The following is a 20,895-nucleotide window of genomic DNA, read 5'->3' on the forward strand; positions in this document are numbered from 1 at the left end:
TATGCTGAGCACCCTCGGTCGACTCAGGAGCGTCGCTCCGGGAAGCCCGGCGGTCCCCGGGCCCGGGAAGGAGACTCCTGGGAAGACCCCTTCGCCTCGTCAACGGCTACCCTGTCCCGAGTGCCGCTTCAGCGACCCGCCGCGGCTCGCTCTTGAGCGACACGAACAACTCGTCACCACCTTCGACAAGGAGGCGCACCGTGCCAGCAGCTGCTGAGCGCCCGGCAGGGCCCGCCGGACAGACCGGCAAGGCGCTCCTGCCCTGCGTGCGCAAGCCCGCCGACCTCGATCGGCTCACCAGCGAGCAGCTGGTGACGCTCGCCTCGGAGATCCGCCAGCATCTTGTCGCCTCAGTGGCGCGCACCGGCGGCCACCTCGGCCCCAACCTTGGGGTCGTCGAGCTGACGATCGCGCTGCACCGCACCTTCCGCTCCCCGCGGGACACCATCGTGTTCGACACCGGCCACCAGGCCTACGTCCACAAGCTGCTCACCGGTCGTCAGGACTTCACTCATCTGCGCGAGCGCGGCGGCCTGTCCGGCTACCCCTCACGGGCCGAGTCCGTCCACGACGTCGTGGAGAACTCCCACGCCTCCACCTCCCTGTCCTGGGCCGACGGCATCGCCCGGGCCAACCACCTGCAGGGCCACGACGAGCGCCACGTCGTCGCCGTCATCGGGGACGGCGCCATGACCGGGGGAATGGCCTGGGAGGCCCTGGACAACATCGCCGACTCCTCGGACCGCCACCTGGTCATCGTCGTCAACGACAACGGCCGCTCCTACGCCCCCACCATCGGGGGACTGGCCCACCACCTCGACGCACTGCGCACCAATCCCGGCTACGAGCGTGTCTTGTCCGGGGTCAAGCGGACGCTCCTGTCGCAGGGCGCCCCCGGCCGGGCCGCCTTCGACGCCCTGCACGGACTCAAACGGGGGCTCAAGGACGTCCTGGTTCCCTCGGCCTTCTTTGAGGACCTGGGGATCAAGTACACCGGACCGGTTGACGGCCACGACATCACGGCCGTCGAGTTCGCCCTCACTCGCGCCCGCGAGTATGCCGAGCCGGTCATCGTCCACGTCATCACCGAGAAGGGGCGGGGCTACACCCCGGCCGAGGAGCACGTCCCCGACCGCTTCCACGCGGTGGGTCAGATTCATCCCGAGACCGGCCTGCCGGTGGTGGCCGAGCGCTTCGGCTGGACCGCCGTCTTCGCCGAGGAGATCGTCTCCCTGGCCCGCGGAGATGAACGGATCGTCGGGGTCACCGCCGCCATGCAGGCCCCGGTGGGCCTCCAGCCCCTGGCCGATGAGATGCCGACGCGGGTCATCGACGTCGGCATCGCCGAGCAGCACGCGCTGACCTTCTCCGCCGGCCTCGCCTTCGCCGGCATGCACCCGGTGGTCGCCCTCTACGCGACCTTCCTCAACCGCGCCTTCGACCAGGTGCTCATGGATGTCGCCCTGCACCGGGCCGGAGTGACGATCGTCCTGGACCGGGCCGGAATCACGGGAACTGACGGGGCCAGCCACAACGGCATGTGGGACATGGCGCTGTTGGCGCACGTTCCTGGTCTGCGCCTGGCGGCCCCCCGCGACGAGGCGACGCTGCGCGAGAGCCTGCGCACAGCCGTGAGCACTGACGATTCCCCCACTGTCGTGCGCTACCCCAAGGGCGCGCTGCCCGAGCCCCTGACCGCGTTGCGACGCCTCGGTCCGGAGTCGGAGGAACCGGGGCGCGGCGGAGATCCGGTGCACCAGGACACGCCTTCCGTGAGTGTCTTCGACGTCGTCGATGTCCTGCTCGAGAGCCGCCGGCCGGCCGGTGGCGCGCGGATCCTGCTGGTGGGGGTGGGTGCCATGGCCACCCAGGCCTACGAGGCCGGCAGGCTCCTTGAGCAGGAGGGGTACGCCGTCACCGTGGTGCACCCGCACTGGGTGATTCCTGCCCCGGCTCCTCTCGTGACGGCCGCAGCCGACGTCGATGTCGTCGTCGTGGTCGAGGACGGTCTGGTCGACGGCGGTATTGGTTCCCAGCTGCGTGACGCGGTCGAGGAGTACCAGGCCGCCCACAGCGCTACCGGGGGCTCGCCGGTCTTCCGCCGCATCGGCGTTCCGCGCCAGTTCGTCGACACGGCCACCCGTGCTCAGCTGATGGAGGACTTCGGCATGCGAGCGGCTGATATCGCCCAGGCGGCCCGCAGGGCGGCCGACGGCGTCGTAGGCACCTGTGCCGACCAGGACCTTAGGGCCGAGTAGGGCACGAGTAGGGCAATGGAGGCGGCGCCTCGGCTCCGGTTCCCCGCACGGTAACGATAATCCGCTGGGACACCTGTCCTAATCATTCCGATAGGTTGATGCGCTGGGAACGCGGCCCCACTCGTCCTCGTTGTCGAAGGCTGGAGGGAGTTGGTCGCTGGTGGCGGAAATCCTCCTGAGGGGTCGATATAGGGACTTATGTCCCGGATTGCGACGACGGTGATCGACCTGTGAGTCATCTAACCGGCCCTTCTTGGGACCAGCGACCCACAAGCCATCCTCCGAGTTCTAGTCTGAGACCGACGGCGCGCCGATGTGCCGCCTCGCCTCACAAGGGCGATCGCAACCGGGTGGCTCTCCGGTCACCCACATGAGGAGGGCACGGATGACCACTGAGGTCACAACATCTGCCACCACGGCGAGCGGCAATGACGCCTGGGAGGGCTTCGTTAACGGACCGTGGACCGAGGACATTGACGTCCGCGACTTCATTCAGCGCAACTACACCCCCTACGACGGCGACGCCTCGTTCCTCGCCGACGCCACGGACAAGACCCTGCGTCTGTGGGACACCCTGGAGAAGGACTACCTCTCCGAGGAGCGCAAGGTTCGCATCCTCGACGTCGACACCCACACCCCCGCCGACATCGACGCATTCCCGGCCGGCTACATCAGCGAGGACGATGACGTCATCGTTGGTCTGCAGACGGATTCCCCGCTGCGTCGCGCCATGATGCCCAACGGTGGCTGGCGCATGGTGGAGACCGCCATCAAGGAGGCGGGCAAGGAGGTCGACCCCGAGGTCAAGAAGATCTTCACCCGCTACCGCAAGACCCACAACGACGCGGTCTTCGACATCTACACCCCGCGCATCCGCGCAGCGCGCTCGAGCCACATCATCACCGGTCTGCCCGACGCCTACGGCCGCGGCCGCATCATCGGTGACTACCGCCGCGTGGCGCTCTACGGCGTCGACTTCCTCATCGAGCAGAAGCAGAAGGCCAAGGACGCCGTGGCGGACAAGCCCTTCTCCGAGCACTGGGCCCGCTACCGCGAGGAGCACTCCGAGCAGATCAAGGCGCTCAAGAAGCTCAAGGTCATGGCTCAGACCTACGGCTACGACATCTCCGGCCCGGCCAAGAACGCCCATGAGGCGGTCCAGTGGACCTACTTCGCCTACTTGGCCTCCGTGAAGTCCCAGGACGGCGCCGCCATGAGTATCGGTCGTCTCTCCGGCTTCCTGGACATCTACTTCGAGCGGGACCTGCGCAACGGGGTCATCGACGAGACCCGCGCCCAGGAGCTCATCGACAACATCGTCATGAAGCTGCGCATTACCCGCTTCCTGCGCACCATCGACTATGACCAGATCTTCTCCGGCGACCCCTACTGGGCCACCTGGTCCGACGCCGGCTTCGGTGAGGACGGTCGCGCCCTGGTCACCAAGACCTCCTTCCGTCTGCTGCAGACCCTGCGCAACCTCGGCCCGGCCCCGGAGCCGAACATCACGATCTTCTGGGACGAGAACCTGCCGCAGGGCTACAAAGACTTCTGCGCCCTCATCTCGATCACGACGTCCTCCATCCAGTACGAGGCCGACGAGCAGATCCGTGAGCACTGGGGCGACGACGCCGCGATCGCCTGCTGCGTGTCCCCGATGCGCGTGGGCAAGCAGATGCAGTTCTTCGGCGCCCGCGTCAACTCCGCCAAGGCCCTGCTCTACGCCATCAACGGCGGCCGCGACGAGATGACCGGCAAGCAGGTCGTCACCGGTCTGCCCGGCATCGAGGGCGACGGCCCCCTCGACTTCGACGAGGTCTGGGACAAGTACGAGAAGATGCTCGACTGGGTGGTGGCCACTTACGTCGAGGCCCTCAACATCATCCACTACTGCCACGACCGCTACGCCTACGAGTCCATCGAGATGGCGCTGCACGACTCCGACATCGTGCGCACCATGGGCTGCGGCATCGCCGGCCTGTCGATCGTGGCCGACTCCCTGGCGGCCATCAAGTACGCCAAGGTCACCCCGGTTCGCGACGAGACCGGCCTGGTGGTCGACTACGTCACCGAGGGCGACTTCCCGATCTACGGCAACGACGACGACCGCGCCGACGACATCGCCGCCACCGTGGTCCACACGATCATGTCCAAGATCAAGGCCCAGCCCTTCTACCGCGACGCCATCCCGACCCAGTCGGTGCTGACGATCACCTCCAACGTGGTCTACGGCAAGGCAACCGGCTCCTTCCCCTCGGGGCACCAGAAGGGGACCCCCTTCTCGCCCGGAGCCAACCCGGAGAACGGGATGGACACCCACGGCATGGTCGCATCGATGCTCAGCGTCGGCAAGCTCGACTACAACGACGCCCTCGACGGCATCTCGCTGACCAACACGATCACCCCGCAGGGACTGGGGCGCACGCTCGACGAGCGCGTCGCCAACCTCGTGGGCATTCTCGACGCCGGCTTCGTCCCCGACGACTGCGCCGAGATCTGATCGAGCCGCTCAATCCGGCCGATCACACCGCAGCAATTTCCACACATCGATAACATCACCTCAGAAAGGGGCCACCATGGCCACGTACGAAGAGCGCCTCGCCTCCATGAAGGCACAGCGTCAGGACAACGGCGGCGTCAAGGGCCTGTACCACGCCAACATCAACGTCCTGGACCGCAACACCCTTGAGGACGCGATGGAGCACCCGGAGAACTACCCGAACCTCACGGTTCGCGTCTCCGGCTACGCCGTCAACTTCGTCAAGCTGACTCGCGAGCAGCAGCTTGACGTCCTCCACCGCACCTTCCACTCCCAGGCCTGAGCCCTGGAGCACGGCGAGCGGTCATGACGCAGACCACGACGACCGTGCGCGACGGCGGTCGGGACCAGGACTTCCTGGCCCCGGCCGCCCGCTTGCGCGGTGCGGGCATCGGCGGGCTCGAGGAGCTGACGGATCTTCAACGCTCGGAGCGCCTGGCTCGGATGCGCGATGGCGAGCTGGGCTCGATCCACTCCTGGGAGCTCGTGACCGCGGTGGACGGTCCCGGCACCCGGATGACGGTCTTCCTCAACGGATGCCCCCTGCGGTGCCAGTACTGCCACAATCCCGATACCTTCCTCATGAAGGACGGGGAGCCGGTCGAGGCTGAGGAGCTTCTCCGCCGCATGCGCCGCTACCGGGGAGTGTTCCGCGCGTCCAAGGGCGGGATCACGCTGTCGGGCGGTGAGGTCCTCATGCAGCCGGCCTTCGCGGGCAGGCTCCTGGCCGGGGCCAAGAAGATGGGCATCCACACCTGCATCGACACCTCAGGGTTCCTGGGTGCCAATGCCAGCGATGAGATGCTCGATAACATCGACCTGGTCCTGCTCGACGTCAAGAGCGGTGACGAGGAGACCTACAAGAAGGTGACGGGGCGCTCCCTGGCTCCGACCATCACCTTCGGGGATCGTCTGGCGGCCAAAGGGATCGAGATCTGGGCCCGGTTCGTGCTGGTCCCGGACCTGACGGATGACCCTGAGAACGTCCACAACGTGGCCCGGATCATCGAGCGCTGGGGCTCGGTCAGCCGCGTCGAGGTGCTGCCCTTCCACCAGATGGGTACCGACAAGTGGGACGCCCTGGGACTGACGTACCAGCTTCGTGACACCAGGCCCCCGGAGCCGGAACTGGTGGAGTCCACTCGCGCCATCTTCCGTTCCTACGGCTTCGAGGTCCACTGAGGCCGGCGAAGGTCACTGGTTTCTCGAGCCGAGCTCCTCTGACGAGAATCACGTCGTGCGCCGTCCACGTCACCGTGGGCGGCGCACTGTGGTACGCGCGTGATGGCGCGTCAGCCCAGTGCTGCGGCGAGAGCGGGGGCGGCCTGCTCGATCTGCCACGGCCTGGCCCCCATGGCGGCCAGACGCTCACTGATCTCCTGAGCAGTGACTCTGCCGGTACGACCGGCCTCGATCTCCGCGCCGAGGTCCCAGGCCAGATGACGTTGGCACTCCGGGGTCAGGAGGAGCTCCTGGGGCACGCGGATCTCCTCAGCGTGCTGTCTGATGGCCGCGCGTACCTCGGTGAGTCGCTCGGCGGCCGCGGCGTGGTGGCGCTGCCAGGAGCGCGGATGGGGGAGCTCGCCGGGCGCCAGTGGTGCGCGGGTGGGGGGAAGCTCGTCGTCAGGCAGCTCCAGGGCGCGTTCGATGGCTCTCCACCAGCGCTCCTGGTTCTGGCGGGCCTGGCGGGAGGAGAACTCCTTGAGGGCGCTCATCTTGCGTCGTGACCGGGGGCGGGCGACGGCAGCGGCGACGAGTGCCTGGTGGGGCAGGACCTTGGAGGGGGTGCGGTCGAGCTCTGCGGCCAGCTGCTCGCGCGAGTTCCACAGCTCGCGCAGGATGGCCAGTGAGCGGGGGGAGCGTACGGAGCTGCCTGCTCGTGGGGTCTTGCGCCACGGGTCGACCTTGGCCGGCCTGGCCGGCTTGGTGCGCACGTGCTCGAACTCCTGGGCGGCCCACTGGTCCTTGCCGGCTGCTTCGAGCTCGGTGGCCAGGGCGTCGCGCAGGTCGATGAGCAGCTCGACGTCGAGGGCGGCGTAGGTGAGCCAGGAGGTGGGCAGGGGCCGGGTGGACCAGTCCGCGGCCGCGTGGTCCTTGGCCAGACGCAGGCCCAGGGTCTCCTCGATGACGGCGCCGAGCCCGACGTGCTGTCGGCCCAGGAGGCGGGCTGCCAGCTCGGTGTCGAACAGGGAGGCGGCCTTCAGCCCGCGTGCGGTCAGGCAGGGGATGTCCTGGTCGGCGGCGTGGAGGATCCACTCGGGTCCGTCGAGGGCTGCGGCCAGCTCGGTCAGAGGCCCGGTGGTGACCGGATCGATGAGTAGAGTGCCGACGCCGTCACGGCGCAACTGGATGAGGTAGGCGTCCTGTCCGTAGCGGAAGCCTGAGGCTCGTTCGGCGTCGACGGCGACGGGGCCCCGACCGGCCGCCAGGAGCTGAGCGGCTCGGTTCAGTTGGGTGGGGGTGGCGGTGATCTCGGGGAGCCCGTCCTTGGGACGGGGGTAGTCGATGATGTCGTGCGGGTTGATGGGGTGATCTGTTGTGCCAGGGGGGACGGCTGGGCGGGGCACGGCCGAGGAAGCAGGTGGGCGGGGCGCGGCCGAGGTCGCAGCTGGGCGGGGCACGCCGGTGCGGCGGGGCGTCACCTTCCGGCTCCGGCGAGAGTGAGGGGGTGGACTGCGGCCGGTTCATGGCCGGAGGCGACCAGCAGCAGCTCGTGCCAGGCGGTGAGGTGGGGGCCGAGCTGGGGGGTCGTGGGGGACCAGGACGCCCGGATCTCGGCGTGGGCGCATGAGTCGGTGAGGGTCAGCCCACCGAAGGTCTCGGACAGGACCCTGGTGACGGTTCCGACCAGTGCGTGGTAGCCGGCGCGGGAGTCCTCCAGGCCGTCGGTGAGCCAGCTCCAGGCGGCGGACTCGAAGACGGGGTCCATGCCGATCTCGTCGTCGATGCGGGCGCGCGTCTGCACCACGATGCGGAAGTCCCCGTCCCAGGCCTCCTGGCCGTCGGGGTCGTGGAGGACGACGAAGCGTCCGGTGGCCACGGGGGTGGCGCCGACAGTCTCCACGGTTTCGGCGCTCAGGGCGGCGGAGTAGGGGGCCAGCTTCTTGGGGGCGGGCACCTCCTCCATGAGGAGTCCCCGGGGGCGGGGCGCGTCGCGAAGGGACAGGAGCGCTTCCTCGAATCGTTCGGGGATGCCACCTGCCTCATTCTGACGCGGCCTACCGTTGACAGTCACGGATGCCACGCTAGTGCGCTACCGCAGTGGGCACATGAAGCCACGCCGCTGGGAGGGTTGCATTGTGTCAACGAGGTGCCTGCCTTTCTGAACGGATGTGCATCGGCCGCTTCCGGTTCGCCGGCATCTGGTCGGCCGGGGAAGCCTCCTGGTGGGACTGGTCAGCGTCGGGCGACGAGCGTCTGTCCGGGGGGCAGGCAGGACGGGTCGGAGCCGACCGGGGCCCAGGAGAGGAGCACGTCACTCAGTTCGGCAGCGGGCCGTGGCCTCCCGGAGAGGTTGGTGACGACGACGATGTCCTCGTAGGTCACGGTGACAACATCGTCGGCCTCATCGATCTGCGGCCACGCGGTGCGTTGGGACCAGGCCAGCTCGCGGCGCAGGGCGGTCAGTGCCCGGTACCAGGCCAGCATGCGGGTGTGCTCGGTCTGCTCAAGCTCGGACCAGTCCAGGCGCGAGGTCTCGACGGTCGCGGTGTCCTGGGGGTCGGGGATCTCGTCAGCGTCCCAGCCGAAGGCGGCGAACTCCCGGGCGCGCCCCTGGCTGACGCTGCGGGCCAGGTCCTCCTCCTCATGGTCGGTGAAGAACTGGAAGGGGGTGCGGGTTCCCCACTCCTCGCCCATGAAGAGCATGGGAGTGTAGGGCGACAGGAGCACCAGGGCGGCAGTGGCGGCCAGGGCGGCGTCGTCGAGGCCGGCCGAGGGACGGTCCCCGACGGCTCGGTTGCCGATCTGGTCGTGGTTGGATCCGAAGACGACGAAGCGCCTGGGGTCGGTGTCCTCGGGGACGGGGGCGCCCCAGACCCGGTCCCGGAAGGTGGACCAGGTGCCGTTGTGGAGGAAGGCGCTGCTGTAGGCCTTGGTCCACGCCCCGGGCTCGGCGAAGTCGGCGTAGTAGGCCTGCGCCTCGCCGGTGATCCGTGCGTGCAGGGCATGGTGGACGTCGTCGGCCCACTGGGCGGTCATGCCCAGGCTGGGTGTCGCGGCGGGGGGCTCCTGGTCGGTGGGGGTGATGACTCCGACATCGTTGAGGTCGGCCTCGGCCACCAGGCTCAGGGGCCGGTCCAGCTCGTCAGACAGCGCGGCCACGGCGTTGGAGAGCTCGGCCAGGACGTGCACCTGCGGCGGGTCGGCGGCTGCGGCGTCGTCCTTGATCTCGTGGATGGCGTCCAGGCGCAGGGCGTCGATGTGGAAGTCCCGCAGCCAGCGCAGGGCCGAGTCGATGACGAAGGCACGCACCTGGTGGCTGCCGTCGTGGTCGTAGTTGACGGCCTCACCCCAGGGTGTGTGATGGGCGGGGGTGAAGTAGGGGCCGAAGACGCTGAGATAGTTGCCCGACGGGCCCAGGTGGTTGTAGACGACGTCGAGGCACACGCCGATGCCGCTGCGGTGGGCGGCGTCGACGAAGCGCATCAGGGCCTCGGGGCCCCCGTATGCCTCGTGGACGGCCCACAGGCCCACCCCGTCGTAGCCCCATCCGGCTCGGCCGGGGAAGGCTGCCAGGGGCATGAGTTCGACGATGTCGACGCCCAGCTCGGCCAGGTGATCGAGCCGGGAGATGGCGCTGTCCAGGGTGCCCTCGGGGGTGAACGTGCCCACGTGGAGCTCGTAGATGACTGAGCCGAGCAGGTCCTTGCCCATCCAGTTCTGATCGGTCCACGGCCAGGCGGTCGGGTCCACGGTTCGTGAGGGGCCGTGGACACCGTGGGGCTGCAGGGCGCTGCGGGGATCGGGGCGGTCGGGGGAACCGTCGACCCGGAAGGCATAGTCGGTGCCCGGCTCCAGGTCGAAGGGGGCGGCCCACCAGCCGTCGGGGGCCGGGACCATGTCAACCAGCCGGTCATCCAGTCCCTCATCGCCGGGCAGGTGCAGCTCGACCCGCCTCGCCGTGGGGGCCCACACGGGAACGCGGGGGCCCACAGGCAGGGCCGGTGACTGCCAGGTCCAGGATGCCGGGTTCATCGGGCGGCCTCCTGCTCCTGGGCGGCCTGGTCTGAGTCGGTCTGGGAGTCGGGGGAGCCGACCCTGGCCAGGACGACGACGGCATCGTCCCCGACCACCTCGGCCAGAGGCTGGCTGCCTCCCTCCACGGTGCCGGTGCGCAGGACGTGCTCCCAGGTCCCCTCCGGCAGGACGATGCTCTCCTCACGCCATCCCCCCAGCTGCTCGAGCCGCCGGGACAGGCGCCTGACGATGACGACGACGTCGGGGATCTCGTCGAGCAGGCGGGTGTAGGCGAAGGCGAAGGAGGTGGTCACCGGGATCGTGCGGTAGCCCGAGCGGGGACCGACGAAGGTGTGGGGGCGAGCAGCGCGCAGACGCGCCAGGCGTGAGGTGAGGAAGAGCTTGTCCTCATCCAGGCTGCGCGGTGCGGCTCCGGAGTCGAGGCGCTCCAGGGCGCTGATGAGACCCGAGGGCCCGGCGTAGTCGACCGCGCGACGGTTGTCGGGGTCCACCAGTGAGGTGCGGGTGATCTCGCTGCCCTGATAGATGTCGCTGACCCCCATCCAGGTCAGGGCGAGCGCCTTGCCGGCGAGGATCGCGGTGCGTACGGACCTGGCCGTCAGGGCCGCGAAGGCCTCGAGCTCGGCGCAGACCTCCTCGCTGGTGAGCAGGTGGGTGGCGTAGTCGGTCAGGGCCTGTTCCCGAGCCAGGTCCGGGGCGGTCCAGGTGGTCCAGATCTTCTGCTCCCGGGAGGCTTTGATGAGATAGGCGCTGAGCCGCTCGGGGGTCATGGGGTCGTCGCTGTCCGGTGCCCAGGTCCCCCATAGGGTCTGCCACAGCAGGTTCTCGCTGCGCCCGTCGAGGTCCAGGGGGCGGACCTGTGCGGTCATGGCGCGCAGACGGTGGATGAGGTCGCTCCACTCCTCGGCGTAGGAGGCCAGCACGTCCAGGCGGGCGCGCACGTCCTCACCGCGCTTGGTGTCGTGGGTGGTGGAGGTGACCATCGTGTCGGGCCAGGTGTTCTGGATCCGGTCGGCCCACGCGTGGGCCTCGTCGGCGCTCAGTGCGAAACCGGCCGGGTTGCCGCCGACCTCGGTGAGGCTGGTCAGGTGGGTCCATCGGTAGAAGGCCGTGTCCTCCACTCCCTTGGCGGTGACGGCCCCGCACACCTGCTGGAAGCGGATGATGGCCTCGGTGCGCTCGGGGGACTCCGACAGGCCCTCGGAGCCGACCGGCTCACCCAGGAGGATGGCGACCACGAGGTCGAGGGTCTCTCCCTGGTCCGGCTCGAGGCGCTGGCGCGCCCGCTCGGCGTCGGCCTGGAGGACGGCGGCCGTCTCCGGGCCTGGGGGCGTCCCGGGAACGACATAGACCCGGTACTGGTCGGCGGCCACGAGCAGCTCGACGACGCAGGCCCGCAGGTCGCGCAGGGTGTGGTCGCGCAGGCGCACGTCCTGGGAGGTCAGGGAGTCCAGGATGCGGGCCAGACGGTCGACCTCCGCGGCCAGTGAGCCGGCGATGACCTCTCGCTTGGCCTCCTCGACAATGCGGTCGTAGTCCACCGGAGCGTCCCCGGTGAGCTCCTGCATGAGCGCGCCCAGGCGGGCCGCGCCGGCGGGGTCCACCTGGAGCTGGTCGATCCGCCAGGCGGCGTCGTAGCCGGTGGTTCCGGCCACCGGCCAGGAGGTGGGCAGGGACTCGTCGGGCGCCAGGATCTTCTCCGCGGCGATCCACGCCCCGCTGGTGGCCTCGGCCAGCTGGGTGAGGTAGCCACCGGGGTCGGCCAGGCCGTCGGGGTGGTCGACCCGCAGGGCGCTGATGACTCCGTCTCTCATGAGATCGAGGATGAGGCCGTGGCTTCCGGCGAAGACGTCGGGCTCCTCGACGCGGATCGCGGCCAGGGTGCCGACATCGAAGAACCGTCGGTAGTTGATCTCCTCGTCACCGACCTTCCAGTAGGCCAGGCGGTAGTGCTGGCGCTCGACGAGGACGTGCATCGGCAGCGCCTCGGTGCCCTGGGCAACGGGGAAGGCATGGTCGTAGTAGCGCAGCACCCACTGCTCGCCCAGATCCTCCTGCCCCGGAACCACCATCTGCTCCAGGGTGAGCTCATCATCGGCCAGGACGGCGCCGATGCGCTTGCCCAGGATCGGCATGAGGATGGGCTCGTCCAGGGAGAGGTCGAACCAGGCAGCGTAGGGGGAGTCCGGTCCCTCACGCAGCACCGACCACAGGGGCAGGTTGTGCCAACCGGGGGTGGGCACGGCCATGTGGTTGGGAACGATGTCCACCACAACGCCCATCCCATGGGCGTCGGCCTCGGCGGCCAGGGCCTCGAGCTGCTCCCTTCTTCCCATGACGGCCGAGACCCGGCGGTGATCGACGACGTCGTAGCCGTGGGTGGAGCCCGGCGCGGCGGTGAGGATCGGGGAGAGGTAGAGGTCGGTGACTCCCAGATCGGCCAGGTAGGGGACCAGGGCCTTGGCGTCTGCGAAGGTCAGATCCTCACCGAGCTGGAGACGGTAGGTGGTCAACGGCGTCCGGTGTTCCGGAGCCGGCACGTGCCCCGACCACGGCGCGTAGGCGGGTGTCTCCGCAGAACCCGCCGAACCTGCCTGATCCACTGCTGCGTCCACTGCGTCGGTCATGTCACTTCCTGAAGCTCGTCTGGTCTGCGTCGGGTGGTGCTGCTTGATGGGTGATGTGCGTTCGGTGGCGCGCCGGAGGGCCGCGGAGAGCCCCTACCTCGGGTGGCGCTCCGTGGTGGCGGCGGACTCGGGGGCGTCGATGAGGAAGAGCATGGAGCGGGCCTCGACCACGACGGTGTCGTCAGCAGCGAGAACCGGGTCGGAGTCCCCGTCCACTGCGGGAGCCGTGTCCAGCGCGACCTTCCAGGTGGGGGCGTACCCCTCGCCGGGCAGGGTGAAGGTGATGTCCTCGTCGGAGGCGTTGATGAGTACGAGGAAGGAGTCGTCCACGATCCTCTGGCCCCGCTCATCGGGCTCGGCGATCGCCTCCCCGTTGAGGAAGACCATCATGGCCCGGGCGTACCAGGTGGTCCAGTCCTGGTCGGTCATGGACTCACCGGCCGGAGTGAGCCACTCGATCTCGCCGAGCTCGCTCTCCCCGCCGTGGCGGGCGTCCCCGGTGAAGAAGCGCCGACGCCGCAGCACCGGGTGGTCGCGACGCAGCCACATCATGGTGCGGGTGAACTCCAGCAGGTCGTTGTCCTGCTCACTGAGATCCCAGTTGACCCAGGAGATCTCGTTGTCCTGGCAGTAGACGTTGTTGTTGCCCCCCTGGGTGCGTCCCATCTCGTCGCCGTGGCAGATCATGGGCACGCCCTGACTGAACAGGACGGTGGCCAGGAAGTTGCGGGTCTGGCGCTGACGCAGCTCGGTGATCGTCGGATCGTCGGTGGGCCCCTCGGCGCCGCAGTTCCAGGACCGGTTGTTGTTGTCCCCGTCTGCGTTGCCCTCGAGGTTGGCCTCGTTGTGCTTCTCGTTGTAGGAGACCAGGTCACGCAGCGTGAAGCCGTCGTGGGCGGTGACGAAGTTGATGCTGGCCACCGGGGTGCGCCCGGCATGCTGGTAGAGGTCGGAGGAGCCGGTGATACGGGAGGCGAACTCGCCCAGGGTGGAGGGCTCCCCGCGCCAGAAGTCGCGCACGGTGTCGCGGTACTTGCCGTTCCACTCGCTCCACAGGGCCGGGAAGCCGCCCACGTTGTAGCCGCCGTCGCCCACGTCCCAGGGCTCGGCGATGAGCTTGACCTGGGAGAGCACCGGGTCCTGGTGGATGATGTCGAAGAAGGCGCTGAGCTTGTCCACCTCGTGGAACTGGCGTGCCAGAGTGGAGGCCAGGTCGAAGCGGAACCCGTCGACGTGCATCTCGGTGACCCAGTAGCGCAGCGAGTCCATGATGAGCTGGAGGACCGCCGGCGAGCGCATGAGCAGCGAGTTGCCGGTACCGGTGGTGTCGAAGTAGTGGCTGGCTGAGCCATCGACGAGGCGGTAGTACGAGCTGTTGTCGATGCCTCGGAAGGACAGGGTGGGGCCCAGGTGGTTGCCCTCGGCCGTGTGGTTGTAGACCACGTCCAGGATGACCTCGATGTCGGCCTCGTGGAAGGCCTTGACCATGGACTTGAACTCCTGGACCTGCTCACCCTCGGCGCCGTAGGCGGCGTAGGTGTTGTGCGGGGCGAAGAAACCGATCGTGTTGTAGCCCCAGTAGTTCGACAGGCCCTTCTCCTGCAGGTGGGTGTCGTTGACGAACTGATGGACCGGCATGAGCTCGATGGCCGTCGCACCCAGGTTCTTGAGGTGGTCGATGACGGCGGGCTGTGCCAGACCGGCGTAGGTGCCCCGCAGGTCCTCGGGAACCATCGGGTGCAGCTTGGTCATGCCCTTGACGTGGGCCTCGTAGATGATCGTCTCGTGGTACTCGTGGTTCGGGGGACGGTCGTGGCCCCAGTCGAAGTAGGGGTTGATGACCACCGAACGCATGGTGTGGCCCGCCGAGTCCTCCTCGTTGCGCACCTCCGGGTTGTCGAAGGAGTAGGAGTACAGCGTCTGGGACGGGGTCACCTCGCCGGAGATCGCCTTGGCGTAGGGGTCCAGCAGCAGCTTGGAGGGGTCGCAGCGGTGACCGGAGGCCGGGTCGTAGGGGCCCGCCACCCGGTAGCCGTACTTCTGGCCCGGAGAGATCCCGGGCAGGTAGGCGTGCCAGACGTCACCGTCGACCTCCTTGAGCGCCACCCGCTCCTCATGGCCCTCGTCGTCGAACAGACACAGGTCGACACCGGTGGCGGCCGAGGAGTAGAGGGCGAAGTTCGTTCCCGAGCCGTCATAGGTCGCCCCGAGCGGGTAGGGGTGGCCCGGCCAGATCTGGCGCTGGGGGCCCTCCTGAGGTTCCGGTGCGGCCTGAGGCGTCGGTGTTGTCGGCGTGGTCATGGGGACTACCCTGCCACGACTGAGGTGCGAAGGCAGGAGAGTGGGAGAAAGACATGTCACGTCGGAGCGTCTCCCGGCACGTCCCGGGTGCTGCCCGGTGATCGAGGTGGGTCGGTGGGGCGTGAGACACCTCATGAGGACACGGGCTCGGCTGCGTTTTGCCTCCGAGGGATACCTCTGCTAACTTTCTTCCCGCACCCCACAAGGGTGTCACGCGGATGTGGCTCAGTTGGTAGAGCATCACCTTGCCAAGGTGAGGGTCGCGGGTTCGAGTCCCGTCATCCGCTCGGGCGATTGGCGCAGCGGGAGCGCGCTTCCCTGACACGGAAGAGGTCACTGGTTCGATCCCAGTATCGCCCACCAGAACCGATAGTCGAAGTGAGCCCGGAGCCCAGCGCTCCGGGCTCTTGTCGTTCTCCGGGAAGGCGGCCTCGCGCAGGGTGGCATGTGTCACCGTCAGGCCGTGATGTCGTCGTCCAGGTGCGGACTATCGCGCGGAATCACGCTGGATTGAGGGGGCGGGGCGGAGGCGGTCGGGGACGGTCCCGTGTCTGGATCGTGATGTTCCTGGAGCGGCCGGGAACGGGGCGTCCCGGCGTGCTCTACCATCTGGGGAGGAGTTGGCCCCTGCGGCAAGAAACGGATGGTTATGACGCAACGCTTCAGGCACCTGCTGCCCGTGGTCCTCGGCGGTGATATCGGCGCCTACGCCCTGGCGCGGCAGCTTCATGAGGTCACCGGCACGTCGGTGACGGTCGTGGCCTCGGATCCGATCGTCGCGATCTCCGAGTCGGTCTACATCACCGTGGTCCACCAGGAGGCTGGGGCCCCGCCGGAGCGGACCATCGCGCTGCTGCGAAAGCTGGCCCAGGGCCGAGGGCCCCGCAGCGCTGTGCTCATGGCCAACACCGACGCCGCGGCCGCCATGATCTCGGCCCACCGCAGCGAGCTCGAGCCCACCTATGTCCTGCCCTTTCCGGACATCGACGTTCTCGATGCCGTCAGCGACAAGGCCTCCTTCTCCCGTCTGTGTGCCGAGGTGGGGGTGCTCACGCCCCGGGAGGTCGTCGTCGACCTGGCCGACCCTGACTGCGAGCCGCCGACCAGCGCCGACGAGCTCGGCATGGAGTTCCCGCTCGTGGCCAAGGCGGCCATCGGCGCTGACTACGACCGTATCTCCTTCCCCGGCAAGCGCAAGATCTGGTTCATCGACGACGCCGCCGAGCTGGCAGGCATGTGGAGGAGCTTGAAGGAGGCCGGTTACCGCTCCACCTTCCTGGTGCAGGAGTGCATCCCCGGTGACGACACCGCCATGCGCTCGGTGACGGCCTACATGGACTCCACCGGTGAGCTGCGCCTCATCGGCTCGGCGCGTGTTCTGCTGCAGGACCACGCGCCCACCATGATCGGCAACCCGGTGGCCATGATGACCGAGGCCTTCCCCGACCTGTGGGAGGCCACCGGTCGCCTGCTGCGCCACGCCGGCTACCGCGGCTTCGCCAACCTCGACATCAAGGTCGACCCCCGTGACGGACGGGAGCTCTTCTTCGAGGTCAACCCCCGTATCGGCCGCAACTCCTTCTACCTGACCGCCGCAGGTGCCAACCCCATGGCCGTCATGCTCAAGGACCTGGTCCTGGACCAGCGTGACGAGCCCATCGAGGTCACCCGGCAGATCCTCTACTCCCTGGTTCCCGACGGCGTCATCGCACGCTACGTGTCCGACGAGGCTCTGCGCCGCAAGGCCAAGGGCCTGGGGCGGGGCGTCGACCCGCTGCGCGATCCGGCCGAGCGCTCGCTGCGCCGTCGCGTGACGATCGAGCTCCAGCGCCTCAACCACTACCGCAAGTTCGCCCGCAACTATCCGCAACGAGTCGACAGGTCCCGCTGAATGCCCGAGAACGAGAACATGCCCGACAGCACCACCCCCGACGCCACGACTGATTCCGCGACTGACTCCACCCCTGAAACCAAGGTCGAGGCCGGTGCGCCGGCCCCCCAGAAGGCTCAGGCGACTCAGCCCAAGAACAAGGGGCGCAAGGGCGGCGAGTCCGAGCAGCCCGAGCAGCCCGAGCAGAAGGTTGACCCGACCGACAAACCCGCCAAGGCCGCCAAGGCCGACAAGGCCGACAAGGCTGACAAGCCCAAGGCGCCTCGGCTCACGCATCCCGAGCCGGTGCACTCCACCCCGGACCGTTCCGAGACCCTGCGTCGGGTCGACGGGCGCGAGATGCGTCTGGCCGTGGGCAACAGTCACTTCCCGGTTGAGCAGACCGAGGCCTGGGAGCGCTTCGAGGAGGCCATGGGCCGCCCCCTGTGGGGCCGCTACCTCTATGAGGACGAGGGTAAGCCCGTGGCCGCCATCGCCCTGTACCGCTACGAGATGGGCGGCCAGACCTTCCTGTGGGCCAAGCACGGCCCGGTCTGGCTCAAGGAGCAGTCGCCCGAGCGCGAGGCCCACCTGCGTCGTCTGCTGCGCTCCGTGGTCAAGGAGCGCGACCGCTCCGTGCGCTTCATCCGTATGCACGCCCGCTACCGCGCTGCCGACCTGCGAGAGCTGCTGTCCACCATCACCTATGACCGCACCTACGTCATCGACCTGGTGCCCAAGACACCGGAGAAGATCGCGGCGATCATGCCCAAGGACGGGCGCCGCGCGGTCAAGCGCGCCGAGCGCGTGGCCCGGGAGGCCGGCTGCGCCATCAGCGACGAGACCGGCCTGAGCCGCGAGGAGTTCGACGAGGTCTACGAGGTCCTGCGCGAGACCGCCGAGCGCGACGGCTTCAAGCCCCACGACGCCGAGGTCTACTGGACCATGCTGACCTCCCTGGGGGAGAAGAACGCCCGCCTGTTCGTGCTGCGCAAGGACGGTGTGCCCCACGCCTGGGACCTCATCCTCACCTCGGGCAAGGACTCGGTGGCCTACTACGGCGCCTCCTCCAACGAGTCGCGCACCTTCCGCGGGGCCGAGGCCCTGGACTGGTGGGCGTCCTGCACCCTGGCCCAGGAGGGCTACCGCGGCCTCGATCTCATGGGCGCCGGCTCCACCCGCGTCCCCTCGCTCTACACGGTGGGCCAGTACAAGAAGCGCTACGCCCAGCACGTCACCGAGGTGGACGGGGCCTGGGACGTCCCGGTCTCCCGACTCATCTACTCCGGGATGTCCGCCGCCAAGCGCCTGCGTGACGCACTGCGCGCGCGGCGTGGCTCACGGGAGGACTGAGCCCGCGCGACCACGACGTAGACTCGCGGTCGAACCGGGGTGCACCAGTACAGCGCCCCGCACCGATGCAGCAGAGGAGACGAACCCGTGTCAGACCAGCCCATGATTGAGATCACCCTCGACGGCGCGCCCCGCACCATTGAGGCGGGCATCACGGGGGCGCTCCTCCTGCAGGACGCCGTCAAGAAGGACGGCGTTGTCGCGATGCGCGTCAACGGCGAGCCCTGGGACCTGGAGCGCCAGGTCCCGGCCGGCGCCGTCGTCGAGCCCATCACCCTGGCCAGCGAGGACGGCCTCAACATCCTGCGCCACAGCGCCACCCACGTCATGGCGCAGGCCGTCCAGGAGATGTTCCCGGACGTCAACCTCGGCATCGGCCCCTTCATCACCGACGGCTTCTACTACGACTTCGGCGCCATCGACGCCGTCACCCCCGAGATGCTGCGCGAGATCGAGAAGCGCATGAAGCGGATCGTCAAGGAGGGGCAGCGCTTCGTGCGCCGCGACATCACCGAGGACCAGGGGCGTCAGGAGCTGGCCGACCAGCCCTACAAGCTCGAGCTCATCACCACCAAGGGAGCGGGCGCCGAGGGCGCCTCGGTCGAGGTCGGCGCCGGCGGGCTGACCATGTACGACAACGTCCGACGCGACGGCACCGTCGCCTGGACCGACCTGTGCCGCGGCCCCCACCTGCCCTCGACCCGCCTCATCGGGCAGGGCTTCGCGCTGACCAAGTCCTCGTCGGCCTACTGGAAGGGCGACCAGTCCGGTGACTCCCTCCAGCGGATCTATGGCACCGCCTGGGCCACCAAGGACGATCTCAAGGCCTACCAGACCCGCCTGGCCGAGGCCGCCAAGCGCGACCACCGCAAGCTCGGCGCCGAGCTCGACCTCTACTCCTTCCCCGAGGAGATCGGCCCCGGCCTGGTGGTCTTCCACCCCAAGGGCGCCATGCTGCGCCACCAGATCGAGCAGTACGTCGTCGACCGCCACCAGGACTACGGCTTCGACTTCGTCCACACCCCCGAGATCTCCAAGGGCGGGCTCTTCCACACCTCCGGGCACCTGCCCTACTACGCCGACACCATGTTCCCGCCCATGCTCGCCGACGAGGAGCGCGACGCCGAGGGCAACATCACCAAGGCCGGCCAGGAGTACTACCTCAAGGCCATGAACTGCCCGATGCACAACCTCATCTTCCGCTCCCGCGGACGCTCCTACCGCGAGCTGCCGCTGCGCTTCTTCGAGATGGGCCACGACTACCGCTACGAGAAGTCCGGTGTCGTCCACGGGCTCACCCGCATGCGCGGCTTCACCCAGGACGACTCCCACACCTACTGCACCCCGGAGCAGGCCGGCGAGGAGATCCGCGCCCAGATCGACTTCTTCCTGTCCATCCTCAAGGCCTTCGGACTGACCGACTTCTACCTCGAGCTGTCCACCCGCGACGAGGACGGCGCCAAGAAGGACAAGTTCATCGGATCCGACGCCGACTGGGCCGCTGCCACGCAGGCCCTCCAGGACGCCTGTGACGCCTCCGGGCTGGAGGTCGTTCCCGACCCGGGCGGCGCCGCCTTCTACGGTCCCAAGGTCTCGGTCCAGGTCAAGGACGCCATCGGCCGGACCTGGCAGATGTCCACCATCCAGTACGACTTCAACCAGCCCGAGCGCTTCGACCTGGAGTACACGGCCGCGGACGGCACCCACCAGCGCCCCATCATGATCCACTCGGCCAAGCTGGGCAGTGTGGAGCGCTTCATCGGGGTACTCACCGAGCACTACGCGGGCGCCTTCCCCGCCTGGCTCTCCCCGGTGCAGGTCCGGCTCATCCCCGTGGCCGAGGCCTTTGACGCCTACGTTGACGACGTCGCCGCCCAGCTGCGCGCCCAGGGGGTGCGCGTCGAGGTGGACCACTCCGACGACCGCTTCGGCAAGAAGATCCGAAACGCCTCCAAGGACAAGATCCCCTTCACCCTCATCGCCGGGGGAGAGGACGCCGAGGCCGGCGCCGTCTCCTTCCGGTTCCGCGACGGCCAACAGACCAACGGCGTGCCCGTCAAGGAGGCCGTGGCCCACATCGTCAGCGTCATCGACGCCCGTATCAACGACCCGGCGGGGGAGAAGCTGCACAGTGACTGAGGACGTGACCGGAGAGACGATCAGCGCCCCCGGGGGCGGTGACGACGTCGAGGTGGAGGCTCCCTTCTACCACGAGGGCGCTCCGCAGGCCTTTCAGCGGCTGTGGACTCCGCACCGCATGGTCTACATCGGGGGGCAGAACAAGCCCTCCGATGACACCCCCGCACAGTGCCCGTTCTGCACCGGGCCGCAACGCGGTGACGAGGAGTCCCTCATTGTCCACCGGGGCCAGACCAGCTACGTCATCATGAACCTGTACCCGTACAACACCGGTCACCTGCTGGTGTGCCCCTACCGGCACATCTCGGACTGGACCGAGGCCACCGCGGCCGAGCGTCAGGAGATCGGTGAGCTGACTGCCACGGCCATGAGCGTCGTGCGCTCGGTGAGCCGCCCCCACGGGTTCAACCTGGGGATGAACCAGGGCGAGGTCGCCGGTGCGGGGATCGCCGCCCACCTCCACCAGCACATCGTGCCGCGCTGGAAGGGGGACGCGAACTTCATGCCCATCATCGGTCGGACCAAGCCCGTTCCCCAGCTGCTCGGCGAGCAGCGGGACATGCTCGCCGCCGCCTGGGCCGCCTCGGTCGGGCAGAGCGGGGACTGATC

General features: G+C 68.6%; 13 protein-coding genes and 2 tRNA genes. 10 read left to right on the plus strand and 5 right to left on the minus strand.

Going from position 1 to position 20,895, the window contains the following annotated elements:
• The first annotated feature begins 200 nt into the window (after positions 1-200).
• The 4 genes from dxs to pflA all read left to right on the plus strand — a co-directional run bounded on the left by dxs (position 201) and on the right by pflA (position 5,979).
• A complete protein-coding gene (dxs, locus tag FK267_RS08205; protein ID WP_075379212.1) occupies positions 201-2,258 on the plus strand; it encodes a 1-deoxy-D-xylulose-5-phosphate synthase in 2,058 nt (685 codons plus the stop codon).
• Between the two features lie 385 nt (positions 2,259-2,643).
• Entirely contained in the window at positions 2,644-4,758 is a 2,115-nt protein-coding gene (locus tag FK267_RS08210; RefSeq protein ID WP_141406906.1) for a pyruvate formate lyase family protein, read from the plus strand.
• 76 nt (positions 4,759-4,834) lie between these two features.
• Positions 4,835-5,080 carry an autonomous glycyl radical cofactor GrcA2 gene (gene grcA2 / locus FK267_RS13750; protein WP_009406209.1) on the plus strand — a complete coding sequence of 82 codons (246 nt, stop codon included), beginning with the start codon at positions 4,835-4,837 and terminating at the stop codon, positions 5,078-5,080.
• A 23-nt stretch (positions 5,081-5,103) separates the two neighbouring features.
• Positions 5,104-5,979 (plus strand): pyruvate formate-lyase-activating protein, encoded by an 876-nt coding sequence (gene pflA / locus FK267_RS08220; RefSeq protein ID WP_075379214.1) that lies wholly within the window; start codon positions 5,104-5,106, stop codon positions 5,977-5,979.
• 110 nt (positions 5,980-6,089) lie between these two features.
• Here pflA and FK267_RS08225 read toward each other — a convergent pair whose 3' ends face one another.
• The 5 genes from FK267_RS08225 to glgX form a co-directional block, all read right to left on the minus strand.
• A complete protein-coding gene (locus tag FK267_RS08225; protein ID WP_141407177.1) occupies positions 6,090-7,364 on the minus strand; it encodes an HRDC domain-containing protein in 1,275 nt (424 codons plus the stop codon).
• A gap of 71 nt (positions 7,365-7,435) precedes the next feature.
• Positions 7,436-8,041 (minus strand): DUF3000 domain-containing protein, encoded by a 606-nt coding sequence (locus FK267_RS08230; protein WP_373693124.1) that lies wholly within the window; start codon positions 8,039-8,041, stop codon positions 7,436-7,438.
• A gap of 152 nt (positions 8,042-8,193) precedes the next feature.
• Entirely contained in the window at positions 8,194-9,993 is a 1,800-nt protein-coding gene (treZ, locus tag FK267_RS08235) for a malto-oligosyltrehalose trehalohydrolase (protein WP_141406908.1), read from the minus strand.
• Positions 9,990-12,623: a malto-oligosyltrehalose synthase gene (gene treY, locus FK267_RS08240; protein ID WP_141406909.1), complete on the minus strand. Its 2,634-nt coding sequence runs from the start codon at positions 12,621-12,623 to the stop codon at positions 9,990-9,992. The genes treZ and treY overlap by 4 nt, the downstream gene beginning before the upstream one ends.
• Before the next feature lie 93 nt (positions 12,624-12,716).
• Entirely contained in the window at positions 12,717-14,924 is a 2,208-nt protein-coding gene (gene glgX / locus FK267_RS08245) for a glycogen debranching protein GlgX (RefSeq protein ID WP_004564794.1), read from the minus strand.
• A gap of 214 nt (positions 14,925-15,138) precedes the next feature.
• Between glgX and FK267_RS08250 the strand changes: the two genes are divergently transcribed.
• The 6 genes from FK267_RS08250 to FK267_RS08280 all read left to right on the plus strand — a co-directional run bounded on the left by FK267_RS08250 (position 15,139) and on the right by FK267_RS08280 (position 20,893).
• A tRNA-Gly gene (locus tag FK267_RS08250) sits at positions 15,139-15,211 on the plus strand.
• Between the two features lies 1 nt (position 15,212).
• Positions 15,213-15,287: transfer RNA gene (locus FK267_RS08255), tRNA-Val, on the plus strand.
• Between the two features lie 286 nt (positions 15,288-15,573).
• Complete coding sequence (locus FK267_RS08265) at positions 15,574-16,815, plus strand: carboxylate--amine ligase (protein ID WP_141406911.1); 1,242 nt, start codon at positions 15,574-15,576, stop codon at positions 16,813-16,815.
• Positions 16,816-18,147: a lipid II:glycine glycyltransferase FemX gene (locus tag FK267_RS08270; protein WP_141406912.1), complete on the plus strand. Its 1,332-nt coding sequence runs from the start codon at positions 16,816-16,818 to the stop codon at positions 18,145-18,147.
• An 87-nt stretch (positions 18,148-18,234) separates the two neighbouring features.
• On the plus strand, positions 18,235-20,286 hold the full coding sequence (gene thrS, locus FK267_RS08275) for a threonine--tRNA ligase (protein ID WP_141406913.1): 2,052 nt from the start codon (positions 18,235-18,237) through the stop codon (positions 20,284-20,286).
• Positions 20,279-20,893, plus strand: a complete 615-nt coding sequence (locus tag FK267_RS08280; protein WP_075379221.1) for an HIT family protein — start codon at positions 20,279-20,281, stop codon at positions 20,891-20,893. The genes thrS and FK267_RS08280 overlap by 8 nt, the downstream gene beginning before the upstream one ends.
• Positions 20,894-20,895: the final 2 nt, after the last annotated feature.

The sequence above is a fragment of the Actinomyces oris genome (assembly GCF_006546825.1).
Classification (GTDB): Bacteria; Actinomycetota; Actinomycetes; order Actinomycetales; family Actinomycetaceae; genus Actinomyces; species Actinomyces oris.